Annotated in this window: 21 protein-coding genes; 12 read left to right on the forward strand and 9 right to left on the reverse strand. The window is 47.4% G+C overall.

Translation table 11 applies throughout. From position 1 onward, the window contains the following. Nucleotides 1-154 precede the first annotated feature (154 nt). The 5 genes from V7S65_RS04775 to V7S65_RS04795 all read left to right on the forward strand — a co-directional run bounded on the left by V7S65_RS04775 (nucleotide 155) and on the right by V7S65_RS04795 (nucleotide 4280). Nucleotides 155-1753, forward strand: a complete 1599-nt coding sequence (locus V7S65_RS04775; RefSeq protein WP_336386044.1) for a beta-N-acetylhexosaminidase — start codon at nucleotides 155-157, stop codon at nucleotides 1751-1753. A 77-nt stretch (nucleotides 1754-1830) separates the two neighbouring features. Further along, nucleotides 1831-2325 (forward strand): anthrone oxygenase family protein, encoded by a 495-nt coding sequence (locus V7S65_RS04780; RefSeq protein ID WP_336386043.1) that lies wholly within the window; start codon nucleotides 1831-1833, stop codon nucleotides 2323-2325. A gap of 24 nt (nucleotides 2326-2349) precedes the next feature. Continuing rightward, nucleotides 2350-3144: a helix-turn-helix transcriptional regulator gene (locus V7S65_RS04785; RefSeq protein ID WP_336386042.1), complete on the forward strand. Its 795-nt coding sequence runs from the start codon at nucleotides 2350-2352 to the stop codon at nucleotides 3142-3144. 83 nt (nucleotides 3145-3227) lie between these two features. Further along, nucleotides 3228-3599, forward strand: a complete 372-nt coding sequence (locus tag V7S65_RS04790) for a VOC family protein (protein WP_111578673.1) — start codon at nucleotides 3228-3230, stop codon at nucleotides 3597-3599. An 81-nt stretch (nucleotides 3600-3680) separates the two neighbouring features. Continuing rightward, nucleotides 3681-4280, forward strand: a complete 600-nt coding sequence (locus V7S65_RS04795) for a DNA alkylation repair protein (RefSeq protein ID WP_336386041.1) — start codon at nucleotides 3681-3683, stop codon at nucleotides 4278-4280. A 198-nt stretch (nucleotides 4281-4478) separates the two neighbouring features. On the opposite strand, the gene V7S65_RS04800 is transcribed toward V7S65_RS04795, so the two are convergent. Then, nucleotides 4479-5708: a thioredoxin family protein gene (locus V7S65_RS04800; protein ID WP_336386040.1), complete on the reverse strand. Its 1230-nt coding sequence runs from the start codon at nucleotides 5706-5708 to the stop codon at nucleotides 4479-4481. A gap of 345 nt (nucleotides 5709-6053) precedes the next feature. Between V7S65_RS04800 and V7S65_RS04805 the strand changes: the two genes are divergently transcribed. Next, the gene (locus V7S65_RS04805; RefSeq protein ID WP_336386039.1) at nucleotides 6054-6980 is read left to right on the forward strand and encodes an AraC family transcriptional regulator; all 927 of its coding nucleotides are present in this window, start codon (nucleotides 6054-6056) and stop codon (nucleotides 6978-6980) included. 75 nt (nucleotides 6981-7055) lie between these two features. On the opposite strand, the gene V7S65_RS04810 is transcribed toward V7S65_RS04805, so the two are convergent. Then, complete coding sequence (locus tag V7S65_RS04810) at nucleotides 7056-8093, reverse strand: aldo/keto reductase (protein WP_336386038.1); 1038 nt, start codon at nucleotides 8091-8093, stop codon at nucleotides 7056-7058. A 99-nt stretch (nucleotides 8094-8192) separates the two neighbouring features. On the opposite strand from V7S65_RS04810, the gene V7S65_RS04815 reads away from it, so the two are divergent. The 5 genes from V7S65_RS04815 to cfa all read left to right on the forward strand — a co-directional run bounded on the left by V7S65_RS04815 (nucleotide 8193) and on the right by cfa (nucleotide 14127). After that, a complete protein-coding gene (locus V7S65_RS04815) occupies nucleotides 8193-9035 on the forward strand; it encodes an AraC family transcriptional regulator (protein WP_111578670.1) in 843 nt (280 codons plus the stop codon). A gap of 116 nt (nucleotides 9036-9151) precedes the next feature. Further along, nucleotides 9152-10108, forward strand: coding sequence for a bifunctional helix-turn-helix transcriptional regulator/GNAT family N-acetyltransferase (locus V7S65_RS04820; RefSeq protein ID WP_336386037.1), 957 nt, complete (start codon nucleotides 9152-9154; stop codon nucleotides 10106-10108). 110 nt (nucleotides 10109-10218) lie between these two features. Further along, nucleotides 10219-11499 (forward strand): L-fucose:H+ symporter permease, encoded by a 1281-nt coding sequence (fucP, locus tag V7S65_RS04825; protein WP_336386036.1) that lies wholly within the window; start codon nucleotides 10219-10221, stop codon nucleotides 11497-11499. After that, on the forward strand, nucleotides 11499-12887 hold the full coding sequence (locus V7S65_RS04830; protein WP_336386035.1) for a family 43 glycosylhydrolase: 1389 nt from the start codon (nucleotides 11499-11501) through the stop codon (nucleotides 12885-12887). Before fucP ends, V7S65_RS04830 begins: the two co-directional genes overlap by 1 nt. 115 nt (nucleotides 12888-13002) lie before the next feature. Continuing rightward, entirely contained in the window at nucleotides 13003-14127 is a 1125-nt protein-coding gene (gene cfa / locus V7S65_RS04835) for a cyclopropane fatty acyl phospholipid synthase (RefSeq protein ID WP_336386034.1), read from the forward strand. Nucleotides 14128-14130: 3 nt separating this feature from the next. Here cfa and V7S65_RS04840 read toward each other — a convergent pair whose 3' ends face one another. The 6 genes from V7S65_RS04840 to V7S65_RS04865 all read right to left on the reverse strand — a co-directional run bounded on the left by V7S65_RS04840 (nucleotide 14131) and on the right by V7S65_RS04865 (nucleotide 22556). Further along, a complete protein-coding gene (locus V7S65_RS04840) occupies nucleotides 14131-14586 on the reverse strand; it encodes an SRPBCC domain-containing protein (protein WP_336386033.1) in 456 nt (151 codons plus the stop codon). 95 nt (nucleotides 14587-14681) lie between these two features. Then, nucleotides 14682-15950 (reverse strand): DUF5689 domain-containing protein, encoded by a 1269-nt coding sequence (locus V7S65_RS04845; protein ID WP_336386032.1) that lies wholly within the window; start codon nucleotides 15948-15950, stop codon nucleotides 14682-14684. Between the two features lie 28 nt (nucleotides 15951-15978). Further along, entirely contained in the window at nucleotides 15979-17430 is a 1452-nt protein-coding gene (locus V7S65_RS04850; protein WP_111578665.1) for a SusD/RagB family nutrient-binding outer membrane lipoprotein, read from the reverse strand. Nucleotides 17431-17454: 24 nt separating this feature from the next. Next, nucleotides 17455-20868 carry a SusC/RagA family TonB-linked outer membrane protein gene (locus V7S65_RS04855; protein WP_336386031.1) on the reverse strand — a complete coding sequence of 1138 codons (3414 nt, stop codon included), beginning with the start codon at nucleotides 20866-20868 and terminating at the stop codon, nucleotides 17455-17457. Between the two features lie 9 nt (nucleotides 20869-20877). Beyond that, nucleotides 20878-21849 (reverse strand): FecR domain-containing protein, encoded by a 972-nt coding sequence (locus tag V7S65_RS04860; protein WP_336386030.1) that lies wholly within the window; start codon nucleotides 21847-21849, stop codon nucleotides 20878-20880. A 116-nt stretch (nucleotides 21850-21965) separates the two neighbouring features. Further along, on the reverse strand, nucleotides 21966-22556 hold the full coding sequence (locus V7S65_RS04865) for an RNA polymerase sigma factor (protein ID WP_336386029.1): 591 nt from the start codon (nucleotides 22554-22556) through the stop codon (nucleotides 21966-21968). A gap of 397 nt (nucleotides 22557-22953) precedes the next feature. Between V7S65_RS04865 and V7S65_RS04870 the strand changes: the two genes are divergently transcribed. Further along, the gene (locus V7S65_RS04870; protein WP_111578662.1) at nucleotides 22954-23901 is read left to right on the forward strand and encodes a terpene synthase family protein; all 948 of its coding nucleotides are present in this window, start codon (nucleotides 22954-22956) and stop codon (nucleotides 23899-23901) included. Here V7S65_RS04870 and V7S65_RS04875 read toward each other — a convergent pair. Next, nucleotides 23886-25646: a hybrid sensor histidine kinase/response regulator gene (locus tag V7S65_RS04875; protein WP_336386028.1), complete on the reverse strand. Its 1761-nt coding sequence runs from the start codon at nucleotides 25644-25646 to the stop codon at nucleotides 23886-23888. The genes V7S65_RS04870 and V7S65_RS04875 overlap by 16 nt on opposite strands. Nucleotides 25647-25919: the final 273 nt, after the last annotated feature.

Here is a 25919-nt window from a genome sequence, read left to right on the forward strand (position 1 = left end):
GTGTTGAACTGTAGGATTAAGCCGTTGACCTGTAACTAAACCGGGGATATAATAATGGAGAAATATTTATATATTATTTTATAGAGAAGTACTGGCGATATTTTATTATTTTGTTCGCCGGTGCACCGTTTGCTCCTGAAAATCAGCTTTGAACATGAAAAAATGCCTGCTGGCCATCGCCATTGTATTTACTGCTATTCCCGTTGCCGCACAACAAATATGCCCGGTGATCCCGCTGCCCGTAAAAGCAGGGAAGGCGCGCGGCTCTTTTGACATCAGCGCACAATCCACTATCAGCTGGGAAGACACGTCCATGGTTCCGCTGGCTACCTGGCTGCAGCAGGAACTGCTTCGCCGTTATCATATTAATGTTCCGCTGCAACGGAAATCCGGCAGCACCGTTATCTTACTGGAAAAAAAATCCGCTACTAACATAGATGCCTATACGCTTATCATGAATAAGCAAACCACTACCATTTCAGGGGGCGCACGGGAAGGCGTGTTTAACGGTATCATCAGCCTGTTGCAGCTCGCTGCGGTGGCGCCGGTATCCGGAAAAGCTTTGCAGGTACCCTGCTGGAATATCACCGATGCGCCGCTATATGCGTGGCGCGGCGTAATGCTGGATGAATCGCGGTATTTTTTTGGTAAAGAGAAAGTGAAGTCTGTCCTCGACTGGATGGCTTTTTATAAACTGAACCGTTTTCACTGGCATTTAACAGACATGCCCGGATGGCGGCTGGAGATCAAAAAATATCCTTTGCTCACCACCGTTGGCGGCATCGGCAATATCAGTGATCCAAAAGCACCTGCAGCCTATTATACCCAGAACGATATCCGCGAAATAGTTGCCTATGCAAAAGCACGGTGCATCGACATTATTCCTGAAATAGATATGCCGGGTCATGCCGGGGCCGCCAACAGGGCCTACCCTGCATTCGACGGCGGCGGTACCGCAAAATATCCGCAGTTCACCTTTAACCCCGGCAGGGAAGGAACTTACTCCTACCTGGCGGATATACTAACGGAAACGGCTCAACTGTTTCCCGCGCAGCTCATTCACCTCGGCGGCGACGAAGTAACCTTTGGCAACGCCGGCTGGGACCAGGATACCGGCATCATCCGGTTAAAAGAAGCCCACGGCCTGAAAGACCGCAAACAGGTAGAGGACTATTTTATTCAACGGATGGCCGACACCGTTTTGAAGCTGCATAATAAAGTAATGGCCTGGGATGAAATTGCCACGGCCTCCCTGCCTGCCGACAGCACCATTGTATGCTGGTGGCGTCACGAAAAACCGGAGAACCTGGCGATGGCATTTCAGAAAGGATATTCCGTAGTGCTATGCCCGCGGCTACCGTTTTATTTTGATTTTGTCCAGGACAGCAGCCATAAAATCGGGCGCAGGTGGAAAGATGGTGAATTCAATCCTTTACAATCTGTATACGATTTCTCCGCTGCCGCTGTTCCTGCCACACGGGGGCATGAATCCCTGATATTAGGTGTACAGGCGTGCCTGTGGTCAGAAACCATTCATAGCAACAACCGGCTGGATTTCCTGCTTTTCCCCCGCATAGCTGCGCTGGCGGAAACCGCCTGGACCCAATCCCCGGCAAAGGACTTTAACGGCTTTAAAACCCGTTTAAAAGCGCAGCTGCCCCTATATGCAAAGGAGCATCTCTATTACTTCGATATTTTCCAGCCGGCCAAACACCAGGAGTCGGGCAAAGCGGCTGCCGGCTATATAGATTGATGTGTCGGTTTTGTTCTATTTCCGGAAATGGGGGGGAAGTAATATTGCAATGGGATTAAAAATACCCGGTTAACGTAATGAAGACTTTTATACTGGCGCTTGCCACTATCACCACCGCCCTGGTAGCGGGTTTATTTTATGCGTTTGCTGTTTCTGTGAATATAGCATTTGCGCAGTTGCCGGATGCCGCCTATATAACAGCTAACCAGGCGATCAATGTGGCCATTGTGAACCCTGCCTTTATAGTAAGTTTTTTAGGCGCGCCGGTATTGCTGCCACTGGCTACCTGGCTCAATGCCCGGCCCGCCTTTACCCGCCGCAGCGGGTACCTCCTGGCAGCTACGCTGATATTTGTGATTGGCTCTTTCGGGGTAACGGTGCTCGCCAATATTCCCCTCAACGATAAGCTGGCGGCCTTTCATACTGAAGGGGCTTCGGCGGCGCAACTGCATGATATGCGCGTAGCATTTGCCACGCCGTGGAATAACTGGCATCTTGTACGCACACTGGCAGGGATTGCCGCATTGGTATTGCTGGTGATGGCCTGTTTACAACGCGATGCCAAAAGCTGAAATGCTTTTTGTAAATTTAGGGTAATGCAGTACCAAACCATTCCACCACCGCCCCATCTTGCGCACGTCATCCGGTTCTTCTGGGTGCTGGAGGGAGACACGGGTTATACGCATTACAATATGGCCGATGCCTGCGTGGAGCTGGTGTTCCATTACCGCGGACTGTTCGATGAACTGGCGGATAACGGTGATACCAGTAAATCGTTTACCTCCGGTGTGCAGGGCGCCACACACATTCTGCGGAAGTATACCATTGATGCAGGCTTCAGTATTTTTGGTGTGTACTTTTACCCGCAGGCTGTACCCCTGTTGTTTAATATTTCCGCCGCAGATCTCACGAATACTACTGCTGAATTAAAATACCTGCTGAAAGGCGAAGGCAGCATCCTTGAAGAAAAGATCATGCTGGCGAAGAATAACCGGGAGCGTTGTGATATCCTTTGCCGGTTTACAGAGCAGCGGCTGGCAGCCAGCCGTGTGGCGGACCTGCCGGTTTTTGCGGCTATCAGGGATATCATCCATCACCGGCCTTCCATGAACATACAATCTCTTTCACAGGCATACTATTTGTCGGAGCGGCAGTTTGAGCGCCAGTTCAAACAGTACGCAGGACTATCCCCCAAATTGTTTTCAAGGATTGTCCGTTTCCAGTCGGCCACCGCCTTTTACAACCGGCAGGTGATGAGCCTGGGACGCCTTGCGCTCGAATGCGGGTATTATGATCAGTCGCATTTTATCAGCGACTTCCGCGCGTTTTCAGGTATGCATCCCAAACAGTATTTCTCCGGCCGCTCCGGGGCCACCGACTGGCGCGACTAACAAGAATGTCGGTTTCTTCCAATTTTATCAGGGGATACTATTGCAATTTTGTGCAAGAGACGTTTAACCTTAAAATAAATGTTATGAAATTACCAGAAAAACATCAACAGGTAATGCCCTATCTGATCCTGCAAGATGCAGAAGGCTTTTTTGATTTTACCGGTAAGGTATTTGGCGCAAAGGAGAATCACCGCAGCTACAGGGAGGGTACCAAAGAACTCATGCATGGCGAAATCAGTATCGGTGGCAGTGTTATTATGTTTGGCCAGTCGAACCCCAATTGGGGTACTGACAATGCAGGATTGTTCATTTACGTGGAAGATGCAGATGCTACTTTTAAAAAGGCCCTGGCAGAAGGCGCTACAGAAGTAATGCCGGTAACAAAGCAGTCGTACGGCAAATCCGGCGGTGTAAAAGATCCGTTTGGAAACACCTGGTGGATTACCACGCCATAAAGGATAATTTTTTACATGGAAAGGACTGGCGTTATGCCGGTCCTTTTTATATTTGGTATCAGAACCCAAATCATTTCAATCATGTTATCTGCTGTTATTACAGAAATAAAAAAAGTAGAACATGGCTTTAAGCATATCCTGGAAGCAGGTGATAGCTTACTAAAAGACACCAGCCAGGATCACCTGAAAACAGCCGCCACACTGATAGCCGGGGAAAGCTACCAGGAACGTATGCTGGGCACCTGGTTGCTCGGACTCCTCTCTCCGGCAAACAATAAGGCATTAACATGGCTGAAAACAAAAGTAGTGGCAGATGATAACTGGCGTGTACAGGAAATGCTGGCCAAAGCCTTTGATCACTATTGCAGCAGCATCGGCTATGAAAAAGCACTCCCGGAAATCAGGCTTTGGCTGAATGATCCGCATCCCAACCTGAACAGGGCCGTAGTGGAAGGGCTCCGTATCTGGACGGCACGTCCTTATTTTAAGGAACATCCGGAAACGGCTATCCGCATGATCAGTAAACTGAAGTCAAAGGAAAGTGAATACCTGCGTAAATCTGTGGGAAATGCTTTAAGGGATATCAGCAAAAAGCACCGGGAGCTGGTGCTGGAAGAAGTGGGAGGGTGGAACCTGGAGCAACCGCGCATCGCATTTGTTTATAAACTTGTTATGAAATGATTGACGCGGATGTTGTCTTTTCCAGGATTAACCGTGATCATACTGATTTCTTTGATTTTACTTTTTGGATTTTATAAAAGATTTGGGGAGATATAAGCGAATTTCCGCTCATATCTCCCCAAATCTTTTTAAATCAAAAGTGATCAAATTCCTAAATCAGTGTGATCACGGTTAATCCTGGAAAAGACAAAATCCACACTATTCCCAATATTTTTCACCCTTCTTCATTTTCTCCAGGGTAGTTTCGTAGTTTTTCTTTTCGTCGCCGCTGGCTTTGTTCAGGGCTTTTTCTTCCCATGCAAGGGCGTCTTCTTTTTTACCGGCTTTATACAGCAGGTTGGCGTAAGTGTCCATGAATGCAGGCACTTCGTTGTCTTTGAAAGAGCGTTTGCTCCATTCCAGGGCCTGTTCAATGCATTGCATGTCGTTGCATTTTTCGAAGATGGTCCATGCATATTCGTTTAATGACTGGGGATCAGCTTTGTGGCCATATTTTTTCATATAGGCAACAATGTTAGCCACAGCATTATCAGCATCTTTTACATAGCTGAAGTATTGTACTTTGGTTTTCAGGAGCAGTTCTTCCGCGAAGGCAGGATATTTTTTGGTCAGGCTGCTTTCAAGGGTAGCCCAGTCGGGTTTGCTGCCGTCTTTCTTCATCAGCTGCGGATACACTTCTTCCTGCGCTACGATGCCCATTACTTTTTCTTCTGCCTTACCGGGTCCCAGTACTTTATTTACTTTATCGGCATGATGCAGGAACATATCAAATCCTACATCTTTGCTGCTGTTGGTAAATTTAGCGATGAAGTTGAGGTTTACAGGAGTGTAAAGATCTTTCTGCTGGGCAAGATATTCTTTGGAAATGATGGACGCATTTTCCTGGTCATATTTATTCAATGCCAGCAGTGCCATCTGGCGAAGGAAGGCGGTATCTTTCTTTCCTTTTTTATAAAGGTCCAGCTGTGTGTAATATTGTGTGGCCGGATTCAGGGAAGCAGCGCATCTTTCAATGAACTGATCTGCTTCGGCGCCGCCTACCTGGCGGTCAACAATACGTCCGTCGGGTGCAAACACCAGGAAGGTGGGATATGCACGGATGGCGTAGTCTTTCTCAATTTGTTTGGCGGCAGCGTACCAGCTTTTTACTTCTTCATTGTCTTTGTCTGTTTGATCCATCTGTACCTTTACGCTGATGTATTTATCATTCATAAAGCTGCCTACTTTTTCCTGCGGGAAAATATTGGCCGACATAAACTTGCAGGGACCACACCAGGTAGTGAAACAGTCCATGAAAATGTATTTGTTTTCAGCTTTGGCTTTGGCCTGCACATCGGCCCAGCTGCTGCCATGCTCGAAATGAATGCCTTTGTCCTGCGCTGCTGCCAGTAATGGCAACAGGAAGGCGAGGAGGAGTAGTTTTTTCATAATGCTGTTTGTTGGTTTTGATTTGTAGGCCACTAATTTAACGTAGTTCAGGAAGAAAACCGGGAGGGAAGCCAATTAATTTGACAGGATAAGTTGGCGTACGGTTGTTAACCGGCGGCGTTTGCACCAAAAAGTCATCCGGCAGGACGACTTTTTGGTGCAAACCAATATTACCCCCGGTGGATGTTATTTGAGGAGAAAAAGATGGTTTCCGTCCATGTACGCTCAATATGAGGAAGATTTGACATTCAATTGCAAAATTTCGTACTTATCTTTAGCACATTCGTACCCTTTTTCTGAGTTCGGTTAAATTAAACTAACTTGTTGTAGCTAAAAACATTAGCCATGCCGGTAAAACATTTTGTGCAGCCGATAGACCTGACACATCCCAAGCAACTGCAACGCCTGGTCGAGAACAGGCGGGTCTATAATCTGAATAATTGTGAACTGAATATATTTGAAAGTTATCAGCAGGATTACCGGGTGCCGCTTACTTTTGGAGATTTCGTCATTACAAGCATGGTGCAGGGCAAAAAGATCATGCATCTTTTCGATCAGCCTTCATTTGAATATCAGCCGGGAGAAACCGTGATTGTACCGGCCAACGAAACAATGGTGATTGATTTCCCGGAAGCCTCGGCAGAAAATCCTACGCAGTGTATTGCCCTTTCGGTGGATGAAGCCTATATCCGCAGCACCCTGCAATATCTCAACGAATATTATAACGGCGAGTATGCCGACAAAAACGACTGGCGCCTGCAATTCAACCAGTATCACTTTAATAATGATGTGGACCTTACAGACCTGATCAATAAATTAGTCCGTATCTGCCGCAGCTCCGACCTGTCCAGGGATATTTACGCCGATCTCAATATGAAAGAACTGCTGATCCGTATCCTGCAGAGCCAGCACCTGCAGCTGATTTCAGATGAAAGGGATACCAGCAGCAACAACAGCAGGCTCCATTTTGTGCTGCATTATATCAATGAACATCTTACAGAAAACATCTCTGTAGATACGCTTTGCCGGAAGGCTTACCTGAGCCGCAATGTCTTTTTCAAATGGTTTAAAGACCAGTTCGGAATTACTCCCCTTCAGTACATCAACAGGGAAAGACTAAAGCTGGCAAAACAACTGCTGGCCGACCGCAACAACAGCGTGGGCCAGGTAAGTATGCTGTGCGGTTTTAATGATACCAACTACTTCATCCGCCTCTTCAGAAGTGCAGAAGGCATTACGCCCGGCACCTATCAGCTGATCTGCACCCGCTGATATTTCCCCTTTTTATGTAAAGGATTCTCTCTGCGTATTAAATGCGGAGGGAAACATTCCCTCCGCTGAAAAATATTAGTAGAAAACCGGCGGCGGATTCAGTGTAAGGTTTTGCCGCTGATGCCAGTAAGGATAAATGGTAGGTACTTCACTGGCCGCATCCAGTTTTTTAAGCTGGTCAGTAGTCAGGTTCCAGCCGGTGGAGCCGAGGTTTTGGATCAGTTGCTCTTCATTACGCGCGCCAATAATAATGCTGGATACAGTAGGGCGCTGCAGCAACCAGTTCAGCGAGATCTGCGCTACCGTTTTGCCTGTTTCCGCAGCTATTTCATCGAGTGCATCAATGATGTTGTAAAAAACTTCGTCATTTACCACGGCCTCCGGTACAGGGCTGCCTCCCTGTGCTATGCGGCCGTTCTGTGGCGGCGGACTGTTACGGCGGTATTTACCTCCCAGTCTGCCTGCAGCCAGCGGCGACCATACAATGGCGCCCACCTGCTGGTCGAGACCCAGCGGCATCAGCTCCCATTCGTATTCGCGGTTGGCAAGTGAGTAATACACCTGGTGTGCCACATAACGGTTCCATCCATACTTTTCTGCGATGGCCTGCGATTTCATCAGGTGCCACCCGGAGAAGTTGGAAGCAGCAATGTAACGTACCTTGCCGCTCTGCACGAGGTCGTCCAATGTGCGCATGGTTTCCTCCACAGGCGTGTTGCCGTCAAATCCATGCATGTGGTAAATATCGATATAGTCGGTTTGCAGCCGCTTCAAACTTCCTTCTATCTGCCGCAGCAAATGAAACCGCGATGAACCCTGATTATTGGGCCCCTTTCCGAAAGTGAAGGTGGCCTTGGTGGAGATCAGCAGCTGATCCCTTTTGCCGGCAATGGCTTTGCCCAGGATCTCTTCCGAAAGCCCATGGGAGTAGATGTCGGCGGTGTCGAAGAGGTTTACACCTGCATCAAGACAAAGATTCACCATGCGGGTCGCTTCATCCGCCAGCGTGCTGCCCCAGGCTTTGAAGAAATCATTACCGCCGCCAAAAGTGGCAGTGCCGAAACTCAGCACCGGTACCTGTAAACCGGATGCGCCTAATTGTCTGTATTCCATCAGATACGTTTTATTATAGGTGTTATGAAAGTGTAAATATCGGGGAAAAGCAGCAGGACTGATTTGTATATTCAGAGTATAAAATTGTATTTTTGTGAGATGAGGAAGTTGAAACAGTTTGACACACTGGTTATTCATGAATTTGAAGAAAAGGTGTTTCACCTGCCGGTGCATAGTCACACTTATTACGAGATCATCTACATCTTTAAAGGTGCCGGTATTCATCACCTGAATAATAATCAGCTGTCTTATAAGGCGGGCGACCTGTTTCTGATTTGCCCGGAAGATGAGCACTATTTTGAAATTAAGAAGACCACCCGCTTTGTCTTCATCAAGTTCACCGACAGCTATTTCACCAACAAAAGCCACCTGGCGCCCGATGCTTTCCTGATGAGCAAACCGGAAACCATGATGCGCCATAAACTACTGAAAGAAGTAAAGCTGGTGCTGGATGAACCCTGCAAAACAATCCTGCGCAATACGATGGAAAACATTGTTGCCTACAATTGCCGCAAGGATGCCGCTACTTCCCCGCTGGTGTATTACCAGGTGTTGTCTGTATTCGGACTGGTCAAAGAAGCCGTAGCCAAACTGGATATCCGGATCGACAATGGCGCTCCCGATAAAGAAGCGCTGATCTCCTTTATTCATCAGCATATTTATGAACCTGAAAAGATCCAGGTAAAACAGATTGCCGAACATTTCAATATCGCCGCCAATTATTTCAGCGCCTACTTTAAAAGGAATTTCAACATCAGCTACCGCGAGTATGTAAACAGTTATCGCACCAAGCTCATCGAAAAAAGGATCACCACCGGGCAGCTGACCCTCAAACAGATCTCCGCGGAGTTTGGCTTCACCGACGAAAGCCACCTGTCGCACTTTTTCAGGAAACGTCACCAGGTAAGTCCTACTTCTTTCCGTAACCGCCCGACGGAATAACTGTGGGCTGTGGCCTAATCCATCGCCACCTCCCTCTAGCCCTGCCCAAATAAAAAATTTGCTGCTTTTAAACTACTTCCTATATTTGCGTAACTGATTACGTAATTTATTACAATATGGAATTCTTCAACAAAACAGGCAAGGTAGCGCTCGGAAGCAGGCTACGCATGCTCACAGAAAAGATCACAGAAGACGCCGCACAGATTTACCAGTTGTATAACATTGAAATGCAGCCGAAATGGTTCCCGGTATTTTATGTACTATCGGTAGGAGAAGAAAAAACAATCACCGCTATCGCAAAAGAAATTGGCCATTCCCACCCGTCGGTAAGCAAAATTATCGGCGAAATGGGGAAGAAGGGACTGGTAGTGGAAAAGAAAGATAAAACAGATGGCCGGCGTAATATGGTAAGTCTTACCAAAAAAGGACTGGAAATCACCATCAAAATACAGGACCAGCTCACAGATGTAAACACCGCGATAGAAGCCATTTCCGCCCAAACCACGCACGACCTGTGGAAGGCAATGGAAGAATGGGAATACCTGCTGGAGCAGCAATCGCTACTCAGCCGCGTAGTGGAAGCACACAAAAAAAGAGAAGCGGGTAAAGTAACGATAGTAGACTATCAACCTAAATACAAAGCAGCCTTCAAAGCACTGAATGAAGAATGGATTGCCAGGTGGTTTAAGCTGGAAGCGGCAGACCATAAATCACTCGATCACCCCGAAGAAAATATCCTTAAGAAAGGCGGACATATTTTTGTAGCGCTTTATAACGACGAACCGGTAGGGGTTTGTGCATTAGTAAAAATGGACGACCCGGACTACGATTACGAACTGGCTAAAATGGCAGTATCTCCCAAAGCCCAGGGAAAAAGCATTGGATTCTTACTGGGACAGGCGATCATCGCAAAAGCAACAGCACTCGGGGCCAGGAATATTTACCTCGAAAGTAATACCATCCTGAAACCGGCTATCAGCCTGTATAATAAGCTGGGCTTTAAAAAGATAGCCGGCAGAGCTACGCCATATGAGCGTTGTAATATCCAGATGGAACTGATATTGCCGGTTTGATTTTACCGGCAGATGATTGGAGTTTATAAAAATGGAAATGTATATTAGAGCTTCGGATGCATGCTCAAACCATCATTCCACGTTATAAAAAAAATTTAAAAACTCTGATCATGATATCACCCGACTCCCTGGAACAGGAAGCCTTAGAAACCGCTAAAAATTCCAAATCATCTGCCGCGTCCTTACCCGCAAAATTTACGGAGAATAAATATGTCATCACTCTCATATTCGTTACCTCCCTGTTCATGTGCTGGGGAATCGCATTAACAATGGGAGATGTACTGAATAAACATTTCCAGAATGTGCTCGGATTATCCAAATCCCAGTCCGGCCTCGTGCAGTTTTCTATCTTCGGCGCCTACGCGCTGATGGGCATCCCGGCAGGATTGTTTATTAAAAAGATGGGATATAAAAACGGCGTGCTACTCGGGCTCACACTTTATGCCCTGGGCGCCTTCCTGTTTGTGCCCGCAGCCAATGCAGCCTCGTTTGGTATTTTCCGCGTAGCCCTCTTTGTGCTGGCCTGTGGAATGGCCACACTGGAAACCGTGGCGCATCCCTTTATGGCTGCTTTGGGCGATCAGCGCACCAGCGATCAGCGTATCAACTTTGCACAATCGTTTAACGCAGTAGGCGCTATAGTAGGACCAACGCTCGGTTCCTATTTTCTCCTCAGCGCAGGACACAATGCCGGTGAGGAATTGCTGTCTGTAAAACAATTATACATCTATATCGGGGCAGTTATTGCAATCATTGCCATTGCGTTTGCAATGGTGAAAGTACCGGCACTTACAGATCCGCACGACGGCCCTTCAGATGCAGGCGGCGTAACAGGCGTGCGCAAAAAATTATTCCAGCAGAAACATTTTGTATTTGCAGTCATCGCACAGTTCTTTAATGTGGCCGCACAGGCAGGCACCTGGGCCTTCTTCATCAACTACGGACATGAAGTGATGCGGTTTTCTGATCAGAAAGCCGGTTACTTTATGACGGTATTTATGGGCATGATGCTGGCCGGAAGATTTGTAGGCACCGCACTGATGCGTTACATCGCACCTAATAAACTGCTCGCCGCTTTTGCACTTGGCAACATCCTCATGTGCATCCTTGTGGCGCAGGGCTGGGGCTGGACTTCCTTCATCGCTTTGCTGATGATCAACTTCTTCTTCAGTATTATGTATCCCACAATTTTCAGTCTTGGTTTAAAAGACCTGGGGCCGCAAACACAACAGGCTTCTTCTTTCATCGTAATGGGAATGTTTGGCGGCGCCATTTTCCCATTCATCATGGGACGTATTGCAGATACCAATATCGCTACTGCCTATTATCTGCCCATTGTATGCTACATCGTTATTTTCCTGTTTGGTTATAAATTATATAAACTCAGATAATGGATATCCGTTACCGTTATACATTACTCGGGCTGCTGTTGTTCAGCAGCCCTCTTTTTTCGCAGCAGGTCAACCATAATCCGTTAATCCCGGATATGGTGGCAGATCCGTCTATCGTGAAAGCAGGGGATACCTATTATTGCTACGCTACCACCGATGGTTATGCTAAGGGCCTCGCTACTTCTGGTCCGCCGGTTGTATGGACTTCGAAAGACTTCCTTCACTGGAGCTTTAAAGGCACTTGCTTTCCATCTGCAGCCAACCAGCTGTACTGGGCGCCCAGCAAGGCGGTGTTTGTAAACAATAAATACTACCTCTATCCAACCATCAATACCAACATTTACGCAGCGGTGGCCGACCGGCCGGAAGGTCCTTTCAAACTGCTGAATGGTGCCGACACCCTGCACGGACCTGCTGCACCAAAGCCAATGGTAAAAATGGATGGTCCAAATGGTACCAAAGGTATTGATGCAGATATACTCCTGGATGATAACGGGCAGGCATATATGTTTTGGGCGATGCGTGGCGCCGCCCATCTGCATCCCGATATGTATACTTTGGATACAGCCGTTACCGTTATACCTACCAAACGCAAAGGTTATTCCGAAGGACCGGTAGCGTTTAAACGTAAAGGCGTGTATTATTATCTCTATACCTTATCCGGTCATGAGCATTATGAATACGCCTATGGCTACAGCCGTCAATCGCCGCTGGGGCCGTACACCTGGCCGGAGCAGGATATTATCCTCACCACCGATAAGGAGGCAAAAATTTATGGTCCAGGGCACGGTAATGTGTTCCATGAACCGGATACAGATAATTATTATTTCATCTACCTCGAATTTGGTAACGGAGGCACCACCCGGCAGATATGGGCGGATAAAATGGAGTTTAATGAAGATGGAACCATCCGGCCGGTAAAGCTTACGCATAGTGGTATTGGTCCGCTCGGACATGTTAAGCAGCCACGCAACCTCGCAATAGGCGCTACTGCTACAGCTTCCAGCACCATGCCGGATTACAAGGTGATCCCCGTAACTGAACCAACCCTGCAACGCACGGAAAGCTATGCTCCGCAACTGGCGCTCGATGAGTCCAACGGTACCCGCTGGATGGCAGATAGTGCCGACACGTCGCCTGTATTTACCATTGATCTCGGAAAGCTAACAGCGGTAAAACGCACAGCAGCCTATTTCGTAAAGCCTACGGCCGGTCATGCTTACCGCCTGGAGTCTTCTGCAGATGGCAGGCAGTGGACGCCATGCGGAGGTCACGAAAACAGCATCATGCAATCACCACATACAGATCATCTCTCCGGAAAAATAAGATACCTGAGGGTAACAATACTAAGCGGTACCCCCGGACTATGGGAGTTTAAAGTATACTGATAAACGCGGGTGGCTCCATATAAGAGCCACCTTTTTTATGTTATTACCGGACCGGGAATCTGCTAAACAATGGCATGCCATTGGGTGTTAAATCTCTGGACCAAAACCGGTTGCGATGTTCCGTAAACCTGAATATATGGTCACCCGTTTGCTGGCAGCCGCAGGTGTTGCAGTAAACGGCCCTCATTCGTGGGATATAACGGTTTATGATCCTTCCTTTTACGCAGATGTATTGGGCCGCGGCTCATTAGGACTGGGAGAATCATACATGCAGGGATGCTGGGACAGCCCGCAGCTGGATGAGTTTTTCTACCGTGTATTGCGCGCGGGCATCGACCACCAGCTCCCTGAAAGCATTGGTTTTAAAACAGATGTCCTGCTGGCACGCCTGCTCAATTTCCAGTCGCGGAAAAAAGCGTATCACAACAGCCATAGTCATTATGATACCGGCAACGACCTGTTTGAGGCCATGCTCGACAAAAGAATGACATACACCTGCGCCTTCTGGGAAAATGCCACTACACTTGATCAGGCGCAGGAAGATAAACTGGACCTTACCTGCCGCAAATTAAACCTGCAACCAGGCATGCAGGTGCTCGACATTGGCTGTGGCTGGGGAAGCTTTGCAAAATTTGCCGCAGAAAAATACGGGGTGCAGGTAACGGGTATCACTATTTCCACCGAACAGGCGGAGCTGGCGCGGGAACGCTGTAAGGGGTGGCCAATAGAAATCAGGCTGGCAGATTACCGCACACTGAATGAACAGTATGATGCCATCGTTTCACTGGGTATGTTTGAACACGTAGGGTATAAAAACTACCGGTGCTATATGCAGGTGGTGCATCGCTGCCTGAAAGAAAAAGGGCTGTTTCTCCTGCATACCATTGGTGGCAACAGCGCTCACGCCTTTACCGACCGGTGGCTGAATAAATATATCTTCCCCGGCGCCATGATCCCAACCATACAGTTGATAGGGAAGTATATAGAAAGATTGTTTGTGATGGAACACTGGCAGAATTTCAGCGTTGATTACGACAAAACGCTAATGGCCTGGTACAGTAATATCTCCAAAAATTATGATCAGCTGAAAGCAAAATATGACAACACCTTTTTCCGCATGTGGAAATATTACCTGTTGTCCTGCGCCGGTTCTTTCCGTGCAAGACAAAGCCAGTTGTGGCAGGTAGTGTTGTCTAAAAATGGTGTGCCGGACGGTTATCACATTGCTAAACCCGCCTGATTATTATTCCGCTTTCATATAATCAAACGCTCCCTTTCTCAGGTTAATATTATACTCGAGGTAAGCCTTCAAACAGGCAAGAAAATTAGCCCAGCCTTCGGTATTTCCCTTCAGCCACTTAATTCCTTCTTCATTATTTTCCATACTACCTTCGGTAACCTTTACCAGGGTGGCGTTTCCGAACCTTTCGGAAAACAGGATGTCTACCTGCAGCTGACGATCTTTAGCTCCTTCCCACTGAAAGGAGATGAGTGCATCCTTCTTCACCTGCAATACCTGCACCGGAACAATCACATCAAATTCGGGAAATTTCCAGATCACCTGCTTTCCTTCTTCCATTGGTCCCGATCCGTTGGCAATAAAATAGTTGGACATCTTTTTAGGATCTATAACAGCATCAAAAACTTCGGAGATGGGTTTGGCAATCTGTATCGTTGCAGTCGTTTGTAATGGTGCCATAAAATACAGTTTTTGAGTGAACGGAATGAACGATAAATATACAAAAAAAGAGGCCACCAGGGGCCTCTTCTCTCATGATCTGTAACTTGTACCTGTTAATAATTCAATTGCTGGAATACGGCAATATCTTCAATGCTCAGGCGGCCATTCAGAATATCCACGCCATTGGTAGTACCTAAGCCGAGCTTGCAAACACGGAAGCGTACCGGCCCTTTGATATCCATTAAAAAAGTAGCGGTTTTTGCCGATGGCCCTGCATCTTTAATGTTATTACCAATCACAGTCCAGCTTGCTCCCTGGTTAGTGGAATACTGTAAATTCCAGGTGCTGCTGGCATCTGTATAATACGAGCCATATGACAACGTTACTTTGGAAGCGCCATTGGGTAAATCATAATTCATCTGCACATACGCGGGCTTAGCCAGGTTTTGCTGCATACGGATACATTGTTTGCCGGTGGGATTAAAACGGTCACGGTCTTTGGTAGTGGCCAGTATGGCCTGGTCCAGCAGCCATAAACCTGTTTTCAGGTTCACGGTGGCGGCGGCATAACTGCCCTTCGCTGATGCATCCGGTGATTCAAAATCTTCCGGGTAACCATTGTATAACGGACCGCTGGCATTGCTTACATCACTGCTGTTGCGCAGGTATAACTGTTTAACAACGGCCGCACCGTTGCCGCTGTTGTATAACGGTATGCCGGTAAAGGTAGCGCTGGCGGGCATTTTATCGTTCGCAAAGGTGGCGCTGGTTTCGGTATGCAATACAATGGAAGAATCCAGTCCGTCGTACAACAACTTATCGCCGGCATACACATCAGTAGGGGCAGGCAATTGTTTAAAGTCGGCGTTTACCTTTACCAGCGTGCCTTCATAGCTGGCAAAGTTAGCCGAGAGATCGGAGAGGGAAGTAGATTTTACTACTATCTTAACGCCTTTCTTTAACAGCGTAATTTTATCAGTTCCAATGCCTGTAAGCTGAAGCGAACCTTTATTGCTCAACAGCGTACTACCGATAACGTTAACCGCCACAGAATCGCCTGCACTCACCGGTACCGCCGCATTCCCGCTCAGCGCAATGGTAATACCCCGCATATTTCCCCTGCCAATATCCTGTATCACAAAATTGCCCGCCGGCAGGTTATGGGAACTGGTATCGGAAATCACTACACCGGTGATCCGTTCTGCCCCCATCAGCTCACTGGTAGTAAGCTGTAAAGCTGCTCCGCGGTAGGTGCTGCGCAATACTTCCACGGAAGCTACCGGACTAGGAGTGCCATGCGCATAGTCAATATCTTTTTTTAAACAACCACCCAGGGCCAGGCATGCTAACAATGCCACCACCGGAAAATGTATATGTTTCATTCGTTGTTATATTTATCTGCTTAAAAAATCAGTTCTTGTTCCACCACACTTTTATATTCAGATCATCACCCCCCATCGCTTCTACCGCTTTCTGGTAGTTGGTGCGGTTCAGCGACTGCACATATACCGGGTATTTGAAGCGGGAAGGCATCTCCCCGTTATTCTGCAGGCCCGGGCCTTTGGGCAGCACAGGATGGCCGGTACGGCGGTATTCATGCCACTGCTGGAAATCTGTAAAGAACAGGGCATAATATTTCTGCAGCATAATCATCTCCATCTTGTTGTCTGCTGTGAGCGCATTATTCCATTTGATACCGTCTTTATCAAGATAGCCTGCCGGCATAGCCACGCCCCATAGTGTGATACCAGCTTCCACACCTTTGTCGTAATAGGTTTTAGGATCTGTGGAGATATAACCCTTCATCGCTGCTTCTGCCAGTATAAACTGTATTTCTGCGTAGTTGATGATGTTACCCAGCAACGGTTCATTTTTCAAAGCGGCCAGGTAAAAGGACTGGCGTACCGGGATATCGCCGGGCGCATAGCCGCTGGGGATGCCTTCATAGGTACCGTTAACGGTGGAGGCCCATTTGGCAATACGTGGATCACCCCATTCTTTCAGGTTGTTGATGAAAAAAGTAGACAGGCCATTGTCGCCGTTAAAGTCAAAGTCGCGGTAAGAATTGAAAGCCGAAGTATACGGCGGCACCGTTGTAAACCGCAGTATCGCCGACTCCTCATTGTTGCTGAAGATGGGATAGTTGGCGGCGTTGGTTTCTACGATCTCTTTGATTTTGGCGGCTGCATTCATTTCCGTTTTACCGGATACGCGCATTAACAAACGCAGGTAGAGCGAGTTGCCAAATTTTCTCCATTTAGCCGGATCGCCATTGTACAGCGGGTCCATCGGCTTGTCGTCGGCATTCACTGCCTGGCCGGCAGCCAGCAGTGTATTGGCATCTTCCAGTTTACGGAACAGGTCTGTATAGATATCTTTTTGCGGATCAAATTTAGGCTGATAGATAGTGTCGCGTCCACGGTTGGCTTCCGAGTAAGGCACATCGCCAAACATATCGGTGAGCAGAGAGATGGTCCATACATCCAGTATCTCACCAATACCCATATACGTAGATGACTTTATTACCTGTCCGCCTTTATACATATCCAGGAAGTTGGTGCGCTCCTGGTACCAGTTGTTCCACATGTTATCGGATTCACCCGGACGGATCACATAGCGGTGAATTTCATCCGAGTTGGTAGTGGTAACATGGTCCTGCATCAGCTCATTGGTGAGGCGCAGGGCACGTGTCTGGTTATTGTTCACTACATTATACAAGGCGGGCGCCAGCAAGGTTTCAGGTGTTGCCACCGGCGCTGTATTGGGATTGTCGTTGATTTTTATGAAATCTTTTTTACAGGCAACAGTGCTCATACTGATGGCTGCAAGAAGAGAAAAAGTATTGATCCGGATATTTTTCATGATACATCTTTTTGCGGTGAAATATTAGAACGAAGCAGTGAGGTTAATCCCAAAGCTCCGGGTGGAGGGAAACTGACCGATTTCAAAACCGGCGCTGATATCTCCATCTCCCAGGGTACCAAATTCCGGATCAAACGATGGCCAGTTGGTAATTACCAGCAGGTCGCGTCCATAAATACCGATGGTGCCTTTGGTGAATCCTATCTTCCGCAGGAAGGCAGGCGTCAGCGAGTAGTCGAACCGCGCTTCCCGCAATTTGATAAAGTCGGTGCTGAAAAGATTGGACTCAATATTATCACGCTTGAAATGCTCTGAATAATAGGTTTGAATATTGGCTGCTACCACATCGTTCGGGCGATAGGTGCCATCTTTGTTCACCTGTACGCCATCACCGATAATGCCGTTGTAACGGCCGGGGATGGTCTTTTTCAGCTTGCCTTCTTCTGCCAGCACGGAGTGCGTGAGGGAATAGGCTTTACCACCTGTTTGACCGTCAAACAAAAAGCTGAAGCGGAATTGCTTGTACTGGAAAGCATTGTTGATGCTGGCCTTCCAGTCGGGGTTGGTATTTCCCAGGTATTGGGCTGTTTCTGTCAGCAATGGGTATCCCTGCGAATTGTAGATGATCTGACCATCCGGGGAGCGCTGGTAGCCAAGTCCGTAGATATCGCCCATGCGGCCGCCGGGACGTGCTTCAATAGAGCCACGGCCCGCAGGACCGGTAGACATCACAAATGTTTCAATACCATCCGGCAGGGAACTGATCCGGCTGCGGTTAGCTGCAAACGTACCGGTGGCAATCCAGGTAAGCCCGTTGGCCTTTTTCACCGGAGTACCGTTGGCTTCAATTTCAATACCCTTGTTAATAACCGTACCCGCGTTCACGATAGTGCCCTTAAAGCCGGTAGCTTTATCTAATGGCGCCTGGATGATCTGGTTATTGGTATTGTTCTGATACAGGGTAACGCCAAAGCCTATACGGTTTCTGAAGAAGCTTGCATCCACACCGGCTTCTACGCTGACGGTTTTCATTGGCTTCAGATCCGGGTTGGCAATATAGTCCGGGTTGGAAAGACCGCTCAGGAACAATTCTTTCAGGTAACCAAAACGGGTAAAATATGGCGTGGTACCGCCACTGCCTACACCGGAAACGGATGTACGAAGTTTAAGCAGGGAAACTTCTGCGGGCAGCTTCAATATATCCGACAGGATGGCGGAAGCATTCACAGAAGGATAGAAGAAAGAGGTATTATCGGTAGATGTTTCTGAGGCCAATGTACTGCTCCAGTCGTTACGCGCCGTGATATCCAGGAACAGGTAGTTATTGTAGCTGAACTGTGCCAGGCCATAGAAGCTGTTCACGGCATATTGAGAACTGTAGGGAAGTGTGATCAGCGTGTTCTTACTGTTGGCAAAATTATATACGCCAGGGTATCTCAGCTTATCCGCGCGCACTTCATCACGGTTGTAAAAGTTGCGCATCTGGCTGCCACCTACGGATACGGTAGCATTAAATTTACTACCCAGTGTACGGTTGTAGCGTAACAGGAAATCACTGTTCAGCTCACGGGAATAAATGTTCTGCGTTCTGTACATCCCATCTATAAATTTCTGTGTATTTTTCGGACGTTGCTGTGAACGGCTTTCAGTGCTGTAATCAAGGGAGGTACGCACCATCAGGCTGAGATCTTTTGTGAAATTATAAGTAGCGGAAACATTACCTATCACGCCATTGCGGTTCACTTTATTCAGCATTTCATACGCCTGCAGGTAAGGGTTGTCGAGCAAGCTGCTGAAGGGCCGGTTCTGCGCCAGCTGCTCCTGTCCGGGCAGCCAGTATTCCTTGAACCAGTCGAGGTTGGCGTTAGGCACCATTCCCCGGATAAAATACATGATGGTTTGGTTATTATAACCGGAAGAAGGCAGGTTATCGCTTTTTTTGTTGGTGTAGTTCACCTTTGTGGAAATCTGCAGCTTATCAGATACTTTATGATTTACGGATAGCGCTACGGTGTTCCTGTTATAACCGGTATTGGGTACAATCCAGTTGTTATTAAGATTGGTATAAGATAACCGGATATTGGTTTTATCATTGCCGCCTTCCAGCGTTACGCTGTTGGTAAATGTTTTGGCGGTTTCAAAGAAGTCTTTACGGTTGTTTTTATAGGGAACCCATGGTGTTCTTTCCGTGCCGCCGGTATGTGTAACCGGGTCGTATTGATAGTACATTTGCCCGTTAAACTTTGGTCCCCAGGCGGAGCTGGTGCTCCGGGTGCTGCTGCCGTCGGCGGTGGCGCCATAGGAATACCAGGTATCCTGACCGGAAGCGCCCTGGCCGTATTCATACTGGTAATCGGGCCAGCGGTTAATGGTTTCAAAGGTAGCATTGGAGTTAACGGTAACGCCTAAACCCTTTTTAATTTTACCGGTTTTGGTGGTAATGATGATAGCGCCATTAGCGCCGCGGGCGCCGTACAATGCTGCTGCACCCGGGCCTTTCAGTACCGACACACTTTCAATATCATCGGGGTTAATATCATTCAGGCTGGTACCGAAGTCGGTAGGGGAGTCGCTGTCCAGGTACGAACCGCTGCCGTTGCCCGTTTGCTTACCGCTGCTGCCGTTGATGATTACACCATCCACTACAATCAGCGCTTCGCTGCTACCGGTGATTGTGTTTTCACCACGCAGGATAATTTTGGTAGAACCTGCCGGTCCGCCATTGGATTTCAGCATATTCAAACCGGCTACTTTACCGGTGAGGGCATTGGTCCAGTTATTACTCATAGCATCTGTGAGCTGTTCATTGCTCACTTTGCTCACAGCATAACCCAGTGCTTTTTCATCGCGTTTAATGCCCAGCGCTGTTACCACTACGCCTTCCAGCTGGGTAACATTCTGCTGCATATTAACTTTCAGGTTAGTGGCGTTGCCGGCTACCGGGAGTGTATAAGGATCAAGACCGATGGCGCGGAAAACCACTTTACTGCCGGTGGGTACTTTCAGGTCAAAAAGACCGTCTTCCGCCGTCACTGCTACCATCCTGCCATTTACGCTGATGCTCACACCGGGTAAGGCGCCGTCGTTACCGGCGCCCATTACCACGCCTTTTACAGTGACTGTTTCTGCTGCGGTGGTATTTTTATTTCTTATGTAGATGTTATTATTCTGCCACTTTACTTCCAGGCCGGTTTGCGCTGCGATGAGCGACAGCAGCTTTTCGAGCGGTACATTTTCTTCCGGCAACTGTAACGGGTGTGGTTCCCCGAGGATATTGTCGTCGTACATCACAGCGATCTTTTCTTTTTGCTGTAGTGTGGTGATCAGTTCTTTCAGGGAAATGTTTTTCCTGTTTAACCGGATCATGCGGGTGGCCGTTTGTGCCCAGAGAGAACCGGTTAGTAACAGGCAGCAAAGTCCGCCAATAATTTTTTTCATATTGGTTGTTTATTTTTTGTGATTGCGTTTTAAAGAGAGAATGATAGTATCTGCCGTAATTTTATATTCCACGCCAGCCAGGAAACTTAAACCTTCCAGTACAGGCTGGATGCCGTTATCCTGTACACTACCGGTAAAGGATACACGATGCGGTGTTCCGTGGATAATCACGTCGCGGTTGTACCATTGTGATAGTTTGCGGGCGATGCTGGGCAGGTCATCGTTTTCAAATACCAGCAGGTTATCTCTCACCGCAGTTATACGATCCAGTGAGGTGCTGTCGCTCAGCAACGCATGCGTTACCGGGTCATATTTAATCCGCTGCATCGGCAGCAGGTTGATGTTGAGTTGTGCTGCCTGCACATTGATTTTCCCGGACGCCACGGCTATTTCCTGCATTTCATGTTCCCGCGCATGGATACTGAAAGAGGTGCCAAGTACGGTTACTGTGGTTTGATGGGTGCTGACCCGGAAAGGCTTATCCGGACTGCCGTTTACATTAAAGAAGGCCGCCCCGTTCAGGATCACCTGCCTGTTGGAATTATTAAAAGCGCGTGCATCATACTCCAGGGAAGAGTTGTATTGCAGCCACACCCGGGTGCCGTCGGGCAGCGTGATTACCTGTTTGTTTTTGCCGGTGGTAGATAACTTTACCGGTTGCGCGGCAGGCGTATGTTGGTGTTGCCACAGCCAGCCTATACCCATGGACACTGTTACCAATGCTGCGGCAGCACTGTACAGCCACCACGGGCGGATATTTTTTACAGCAGGCGCTTCTTCATTCATCGCTGCCTGTACCCGTTCCCAATGGGTATCTGCCGCCTGCTGATCAGCAGCGCCTTCCAGTTGTTGCTTTCTTTTTACCAAAGCCACCAGGATGTCCCGGTTCCTTTCCGATTGCTGCAGCCAGGCAGCTACCATCTCCCGCTCTGCGGCGTTTGATAACTCATAGATGTAGCGGAATAATATTTTTTCGTTCAATGTGGGCCGTTTATTACAGAGGAGGCGGCCGCCCGGGGAAATTCCTGTGAATGTGTGTTAAGGAATTATTAACAAGGAGAAATGCAGGCTGGGTATGTTTTTCAGGGGAGACGTGATTATGCAGGCAGCATCAGTACCAGGGTGCCTATTATCAAACCCGCTTCGCAGTCGTGTACCGTTAACCGCCGGGTTTTAATTTCTTCCTGTAATAAGCGGATCGCGGTGTTCAGCTGGTATTCCACTTTTTTGGGTGTGATGTGTAAGATATGGGCTATCTCTTTATTGGTGAGTCCCAGCAGTTTCAGGTCTATAATTTCCTTCTTTACCGGGTCCAGCAGGGATAAGAGCTGATGCAGCTTTTCCCTGGATTCCTTCCCTGCCAGGGCGGCATCGGGCGTATGGGTGGAGAGCGCCTGGTCCAGGTGGTCGTCGCTGATAGTGAAGGTACGTTGTAGTTTATCGGCGTGTTTTTTACAGCTTCGCCGGGCGGCAACCAACAGGTAGTTCTTCATACTGGTATTAACCCGGATGCCTGCACGCTGCCGCCACAGGTTGGCAAACAGTTCAGCCGCGATGTCCCGTGCGGCTTCATAATCTCCCGTAAATGAATAACAATAGCGGCTCACCAATACAAAATACTCATCATACAGCACCTTAAAGGTTTGCTGATCCCATGCCGCGCCATTTATTACAGATACCGGTTCCATATAAGGCCGCAAAACTAGAGAAGCTCCTTTTGAATTACGAAGGAACAGCAGGAAATTAATGTAAACTTCACATAGCACCCCGCCCGTTTTCCCACTTCTTCCCGGCACATGTCCCGCTGCGCCGGACTACCCCCATTTGTGCTATTCCTCCCGTCCCAAAATCCAATCTGCCAAATGGGTGCTTTTTTCGTAATATTAGTTTGTCCAATTTAGCTTTTTTGGATAATCTTCAATATCAGATAACATTATTATTCTATATAATACAGTTCTGAGCTTTGTCTGTAGGATCAGGTGCACAGGAATATCAGCAAATAGATCGTTGCATCCGCACTGAATAACCATTACTACATCTATACATTAGTTATCAATCTTTTATTCACTTTAAAAATTAACATTTATGTCAAATGCTTTAACTTCCTGCGTCACTATCCCGGGAAAGTCTAAGATTAATTCCTGTTATCAGGATACTCAGAATGATACCTTGAAGTGGGTACAAAAATTTGATATTGCCCCAAAATTCAAACCTCTCAGTTGGTACTCCAAAGCCCGTTTCGGGTTCCAGGCAGCCAGGGAATACCCTGATGCCACCTATGCACAGGTAAGCCTCGCCGGAGATTTGCTATCCTGGCTATTTACAGTAGATGACAGCTGCGACCGCGGTTCCTCCGACGCAGTAACCGCATTGGAAATGAGACGTCAGCTGGAAATATTTATTTCCATTCTCGATGATAAATATATCGAGGACGATCATAGCCTCAGTATCGCCCTGAAAGATATCCTGCGTCGTTTCAGCGCCATCAGCAGTCCCTTTTTATACCGCAAATACTGCATGCATATGACCGACTATCTCAACGAGTGTTTCTTTGAGATCGACATGCAGATCGATGGCCTCATGCCCTCTATCGACCGGTATTACAAGGAAAGGCCCTACACCGGGTTTTATATTATGTTCCCGCTGGTGGCCATTTTTGAAAAACTGAACCTGCCGGATGAAGTGTATGACCACAGCAGCATCCAGGAAATAGAACTTATCTTAAACCTGCTCGGCTGCCTTTCCAATGATTTGCATTCGATTGTCCGCGAAGCAAAACTGGAGAAGCCAGGTTTTAACCTGATCTTTATCGCGCAAAAAGAACTGGATCTGGCCAGGGATGAGGCGGTGCAATATGTGATCAATGAGCACAGGGCACACCTGCGTCGGTTTAAACAACTCCGTAAGGAACTTCCTTATTGGGGCAAGGCTGTTAATATGCAGGTAGACCGCTACATACAGGGCTTATATACCATTGTGAGAGGGTATGATGACTGGGCGGTAATTGATACCGGTCGTTACGAAAATATATGATGAGGTAAATACTTTGCTAATTCAAGGTGTAAGTCGCTGATGAAAACCGGTTTCGTTATGAAACCGCAGGCGCCTGTCGCCAATAGCTCATCTTTCAAAAAGGCATCTCCTGAAATGATCAGTACGGGGGTGCCTTTTAATTCAGGATCATTTTTTACGTACTGCAATAAATCCCTGCCGTTAAAGCCGGGCATATTCAGATCTGAAATGATCAGGTTGGGTTTTTCTGTATGGATCACATCAATTACCGATGCATGGTCCTTGCATAATACCGGGTCTATCCCCATTTCTTTCAGGAACTTTATCAGTAACTCAGCACTCAGCAGGTCATCTTCTATGATCACTACTTTTCCGCCCATAAAGCAACCCTTCATAAATTTAGGCGGTAACTGCTGCCTGGTTTTTCCTACGCCCGCTTCATAAGGAATATTAAAGGTAATGGTAGTGGTAAAAGGAGAGGAGGGATCCACCGGGTCCAGTGCAATTTGCCCGCCGAAAAGGCCGATCAGGTGTTTGGTAATAGATAATCCCAACCCCGTTCCTTCAAACTGCTCACGCTTTGATACAAACCGGTCGAACATCTTGGTGGCAATATCCGGATCTACCACTCCCTGGTTCTTTACCTTAAAAATGATCTGGTCTGCTTCTTTTATGCAGCTGAGAGAGATCATGGAATTACCACTGGCAAACTTCACCGCATTGGAGAGGATATTATTCAGGATCTTGGTTAACAGTAAACTGTCGCTGTTGATGGGTTCACCCAGCTGCCTGTCGAACTGCAGGTCAATTTTTATACCCCTGGATGCCGCCAGGTAACTGTTAACCGCTATGCAATGGGATACGCAATCCTTTAAACTGATGGACTCCTTCATCACGGGATAAAAATTCCCGGACTCAATCCTCGACATTTCCAGCACATGATTAATGATGTTGCGGGCCAGGTAACAGGAGGCAAACAACTGGTTAATTTCCTTTCTTTCTGCCACCGAATATTTGGACTTCCGCAATTCAAACAACTGGCCAATAGAAAAAATAGCATTCATCGGCGTCCGGATCTCGTGAAATACTTCCCGCAAAAAAATACTTTTCTTTTCAGATGCCTCCCGGAGTTTCTGGGCGGAAGCAAGCAAACTTCTGATCTGCGCCACATAAGACATCATCACGCATAATATAAATACCAGCAGCGCAATAGTAGTAGACCATTTCATGGTTAACGATATATCAGGCGAAAGCTCTATCGGCTGGATAAAATTATAATGGGCGTTGGCTACCATCCACGCGGCAAATGCCACTGTTGCCCCTATGCAGGCCAGCAGGGCTCCGCTTCTTTTGTACAGGAAAAAAGCAGAACTTAAATGGAATATGATGATGGTATTGAATGCCAGCAGTAACTCCAGGGAAATACTTGATCCCAGTACGGTGGACCAGTAAGCAATAAAAATAGCATTGGTACTCAGCATGAGTAAGTTTGCATTAAAATATTGCCTCACCTGGTTTAACCGGATAACAGTAAAAAAACTAAGCGTTTCCAGTGGAATACCGATTAAAAAAAATACCGAATTCTTAAGAAAATAAAAATAGCTGCCAACCCCAATCACCAGGGCGCTTAACACAATGGCCATCGCATTGATAATAATAACAGGACGTTTTTCTTCCGCTTTTTCAAAATGCTGGGTTCCGGCAAAAATAGGTTTGATGAGTGTGGTTGTAATGGCCGCAGTTGTAGGATAGTTACCAGTTCTCATGTAATAATTATTTAGAGGGTTAGGCAAGTTCGGGCTGTAAAAAGATCATAGTTAATTTGCTTTACCGTCATCCGATCCGCCACCCGCAGAAATACTGTTATGGAATCCGGATATGTATTCGGGCATGGTCTGCAGGTTCTTCGAATCATATCAGGCATGTAGATTTTCTTTGGGCTCGGGTAAATCTAACCAGATATGCATCGGCATGAGTTAATTGAATGTTAATATAAGCATATTTTTTTTTGAAAAAAAGAATATTACATGATTTAAAAT

The organism is Chitinophaga sp. CCNWYY40 (assembly GCF_037483205.1).
GTDB lineage: Bacteria > Bacteroidota > Bacteroidia > Chitinophagales > Chitinophagaceae > Chitinophaga > Chitinophaga ginsengisegetis.

Bases quoted from the DNA above. Each gene is read 5' to 3' on its own strand.
- V7S65_RS04775 (WP_336386044.1), top strand. From the start codon at position 155: ATGAAAAAATGCCTGCTGGCCATCGCCATTGTATTTACTGCTATTCCC.
- V7S65_RS04780 (WP_336386043.1), top strand. From the start codon at position 1,831: ATGAAGACTTTTATACTGGCGCTTGCCACTATCACCACCGCCCTGGTA.
- V7S65_RS04785 (WP_336386042.1), top strand. From the start codon at position 2,350: ATGCAGTACCAAACCATTCCACCACCGCCCCATCTTGCGCACGTCATC.
- V7S65_RS04790 (WP_111578673.1), top strand. From the start codon at position 3,228: ATGAAATTACCAGAAAAACATCAACAGGTAATGCCCTATCTGATCCTG.
- V7S65_RS04795 (WP_336386041.1), top strand. From the start codon at position 3,681: ATGTTATCTGCTGTTATTACAGAAATAAAAAAAGTAGAACATGGCTTT.
- V7S65_RS04800 (WP_336386040.1), bottom strand. From the start codon at position 5,708: ATGAAAAAACTACTCCTCCTCGCCTTCCTGTTGCCATTACTGGCAGCA.
- V7S65_RS04805 (WP_336386039.1), top strand. From the start codon at position 6,054: ATGCCGGTAAAACATTTTGTGCAGCCGATAGACCTGACACATCCCAAG.
- V7S65_RS04810 (WP_336386038.1), bottom strand. From the start codon at position 8,093: ATGGAATACAGACAATTAGGCGCATCCGGTTTACAGGTACCGGTGCTG.
- V7S65_RS04815 (WP_111578670.1), top strand. From the start codon at position 8,193: ATGAGGAAGTTGAAACAGTTTGACACACTGGTTATTCATGAATTTGAA.
- V7S65_RS04820 (WP_336386037.1), top strand. From the start codon at position 9,152: ATGGAATTCTTCAACAAAACAGGCAAGGTAGCGCTCGGAAGCAGGCTA.
- fucP (WP_336386036.1), top strand. From the start codon at position 10,219: ATGATATCACCCGACTCCCTGGAACAGGAAGCCTTAGAAACCGCTAAA.
- V7S65_RS04830 (WP_336386035.1), top strand. From the start codon at position 11,499: ATGGATATCCGTTACCGTTATACATTACTCGGGCTGCTGTTGTTCAGC.
- cfa (WP_336386034.1), top strand. From the start codon at position 13,003: ATGTTCCGTAAACCTGAATATATGGTCACCCGTTTGCTGGCAGCCGCA.
- V7S65_RS04840 (WP_336386033.1), bottom strand. From the start codon at position 14,586: ATGGCACCATTACAAACGACTGCAACGATACAGATTGCCAAACCCATC.
- V7S65_RS04845 (WP_336386032.1), bottom strand. From the start codon at position 15,950: ATGAAACATATACATTTTCCGGTGGTGGCATTGTTAGCATGCCTGGCC.
- V7S65_RS04850 (WP_111578665.1), bottom strand. From the start codon at position 17,430: ATGAAAAATATCCGGATCAATACTTTTTCTCTTCTTGCAGCCATCAGT.
- V7S65_RS04855 (WP_336386031.1), bottom strand. From the start codon at position 20,868: ATGAAAAAAATTATTGGCGGACTTTGCTGCCTGTTACTAACCGGTTCT.
- V7S65_RS04865 (WP_336386029.1), bottom strand. From the start codon at position 22,556: ATGGAACCGGTATCTGTAATAAATGGCGCGGCATGGGATCAGCAAACC.
- V7S65_RS04870 (WP_111578662.1), top strand. From the start codon at position 22,954: ATGTCAAATGCTTTAACTTCCTGCGTCACTATCCCGGGAAAGTCTAAG.
- V7S65_RS04875 (WP_336386028.1), bottom strand. From the start codon at position 25,646: ATGAGAACTGGTAACTATCCTACAACTGCGGCCATTACAACCACACTC.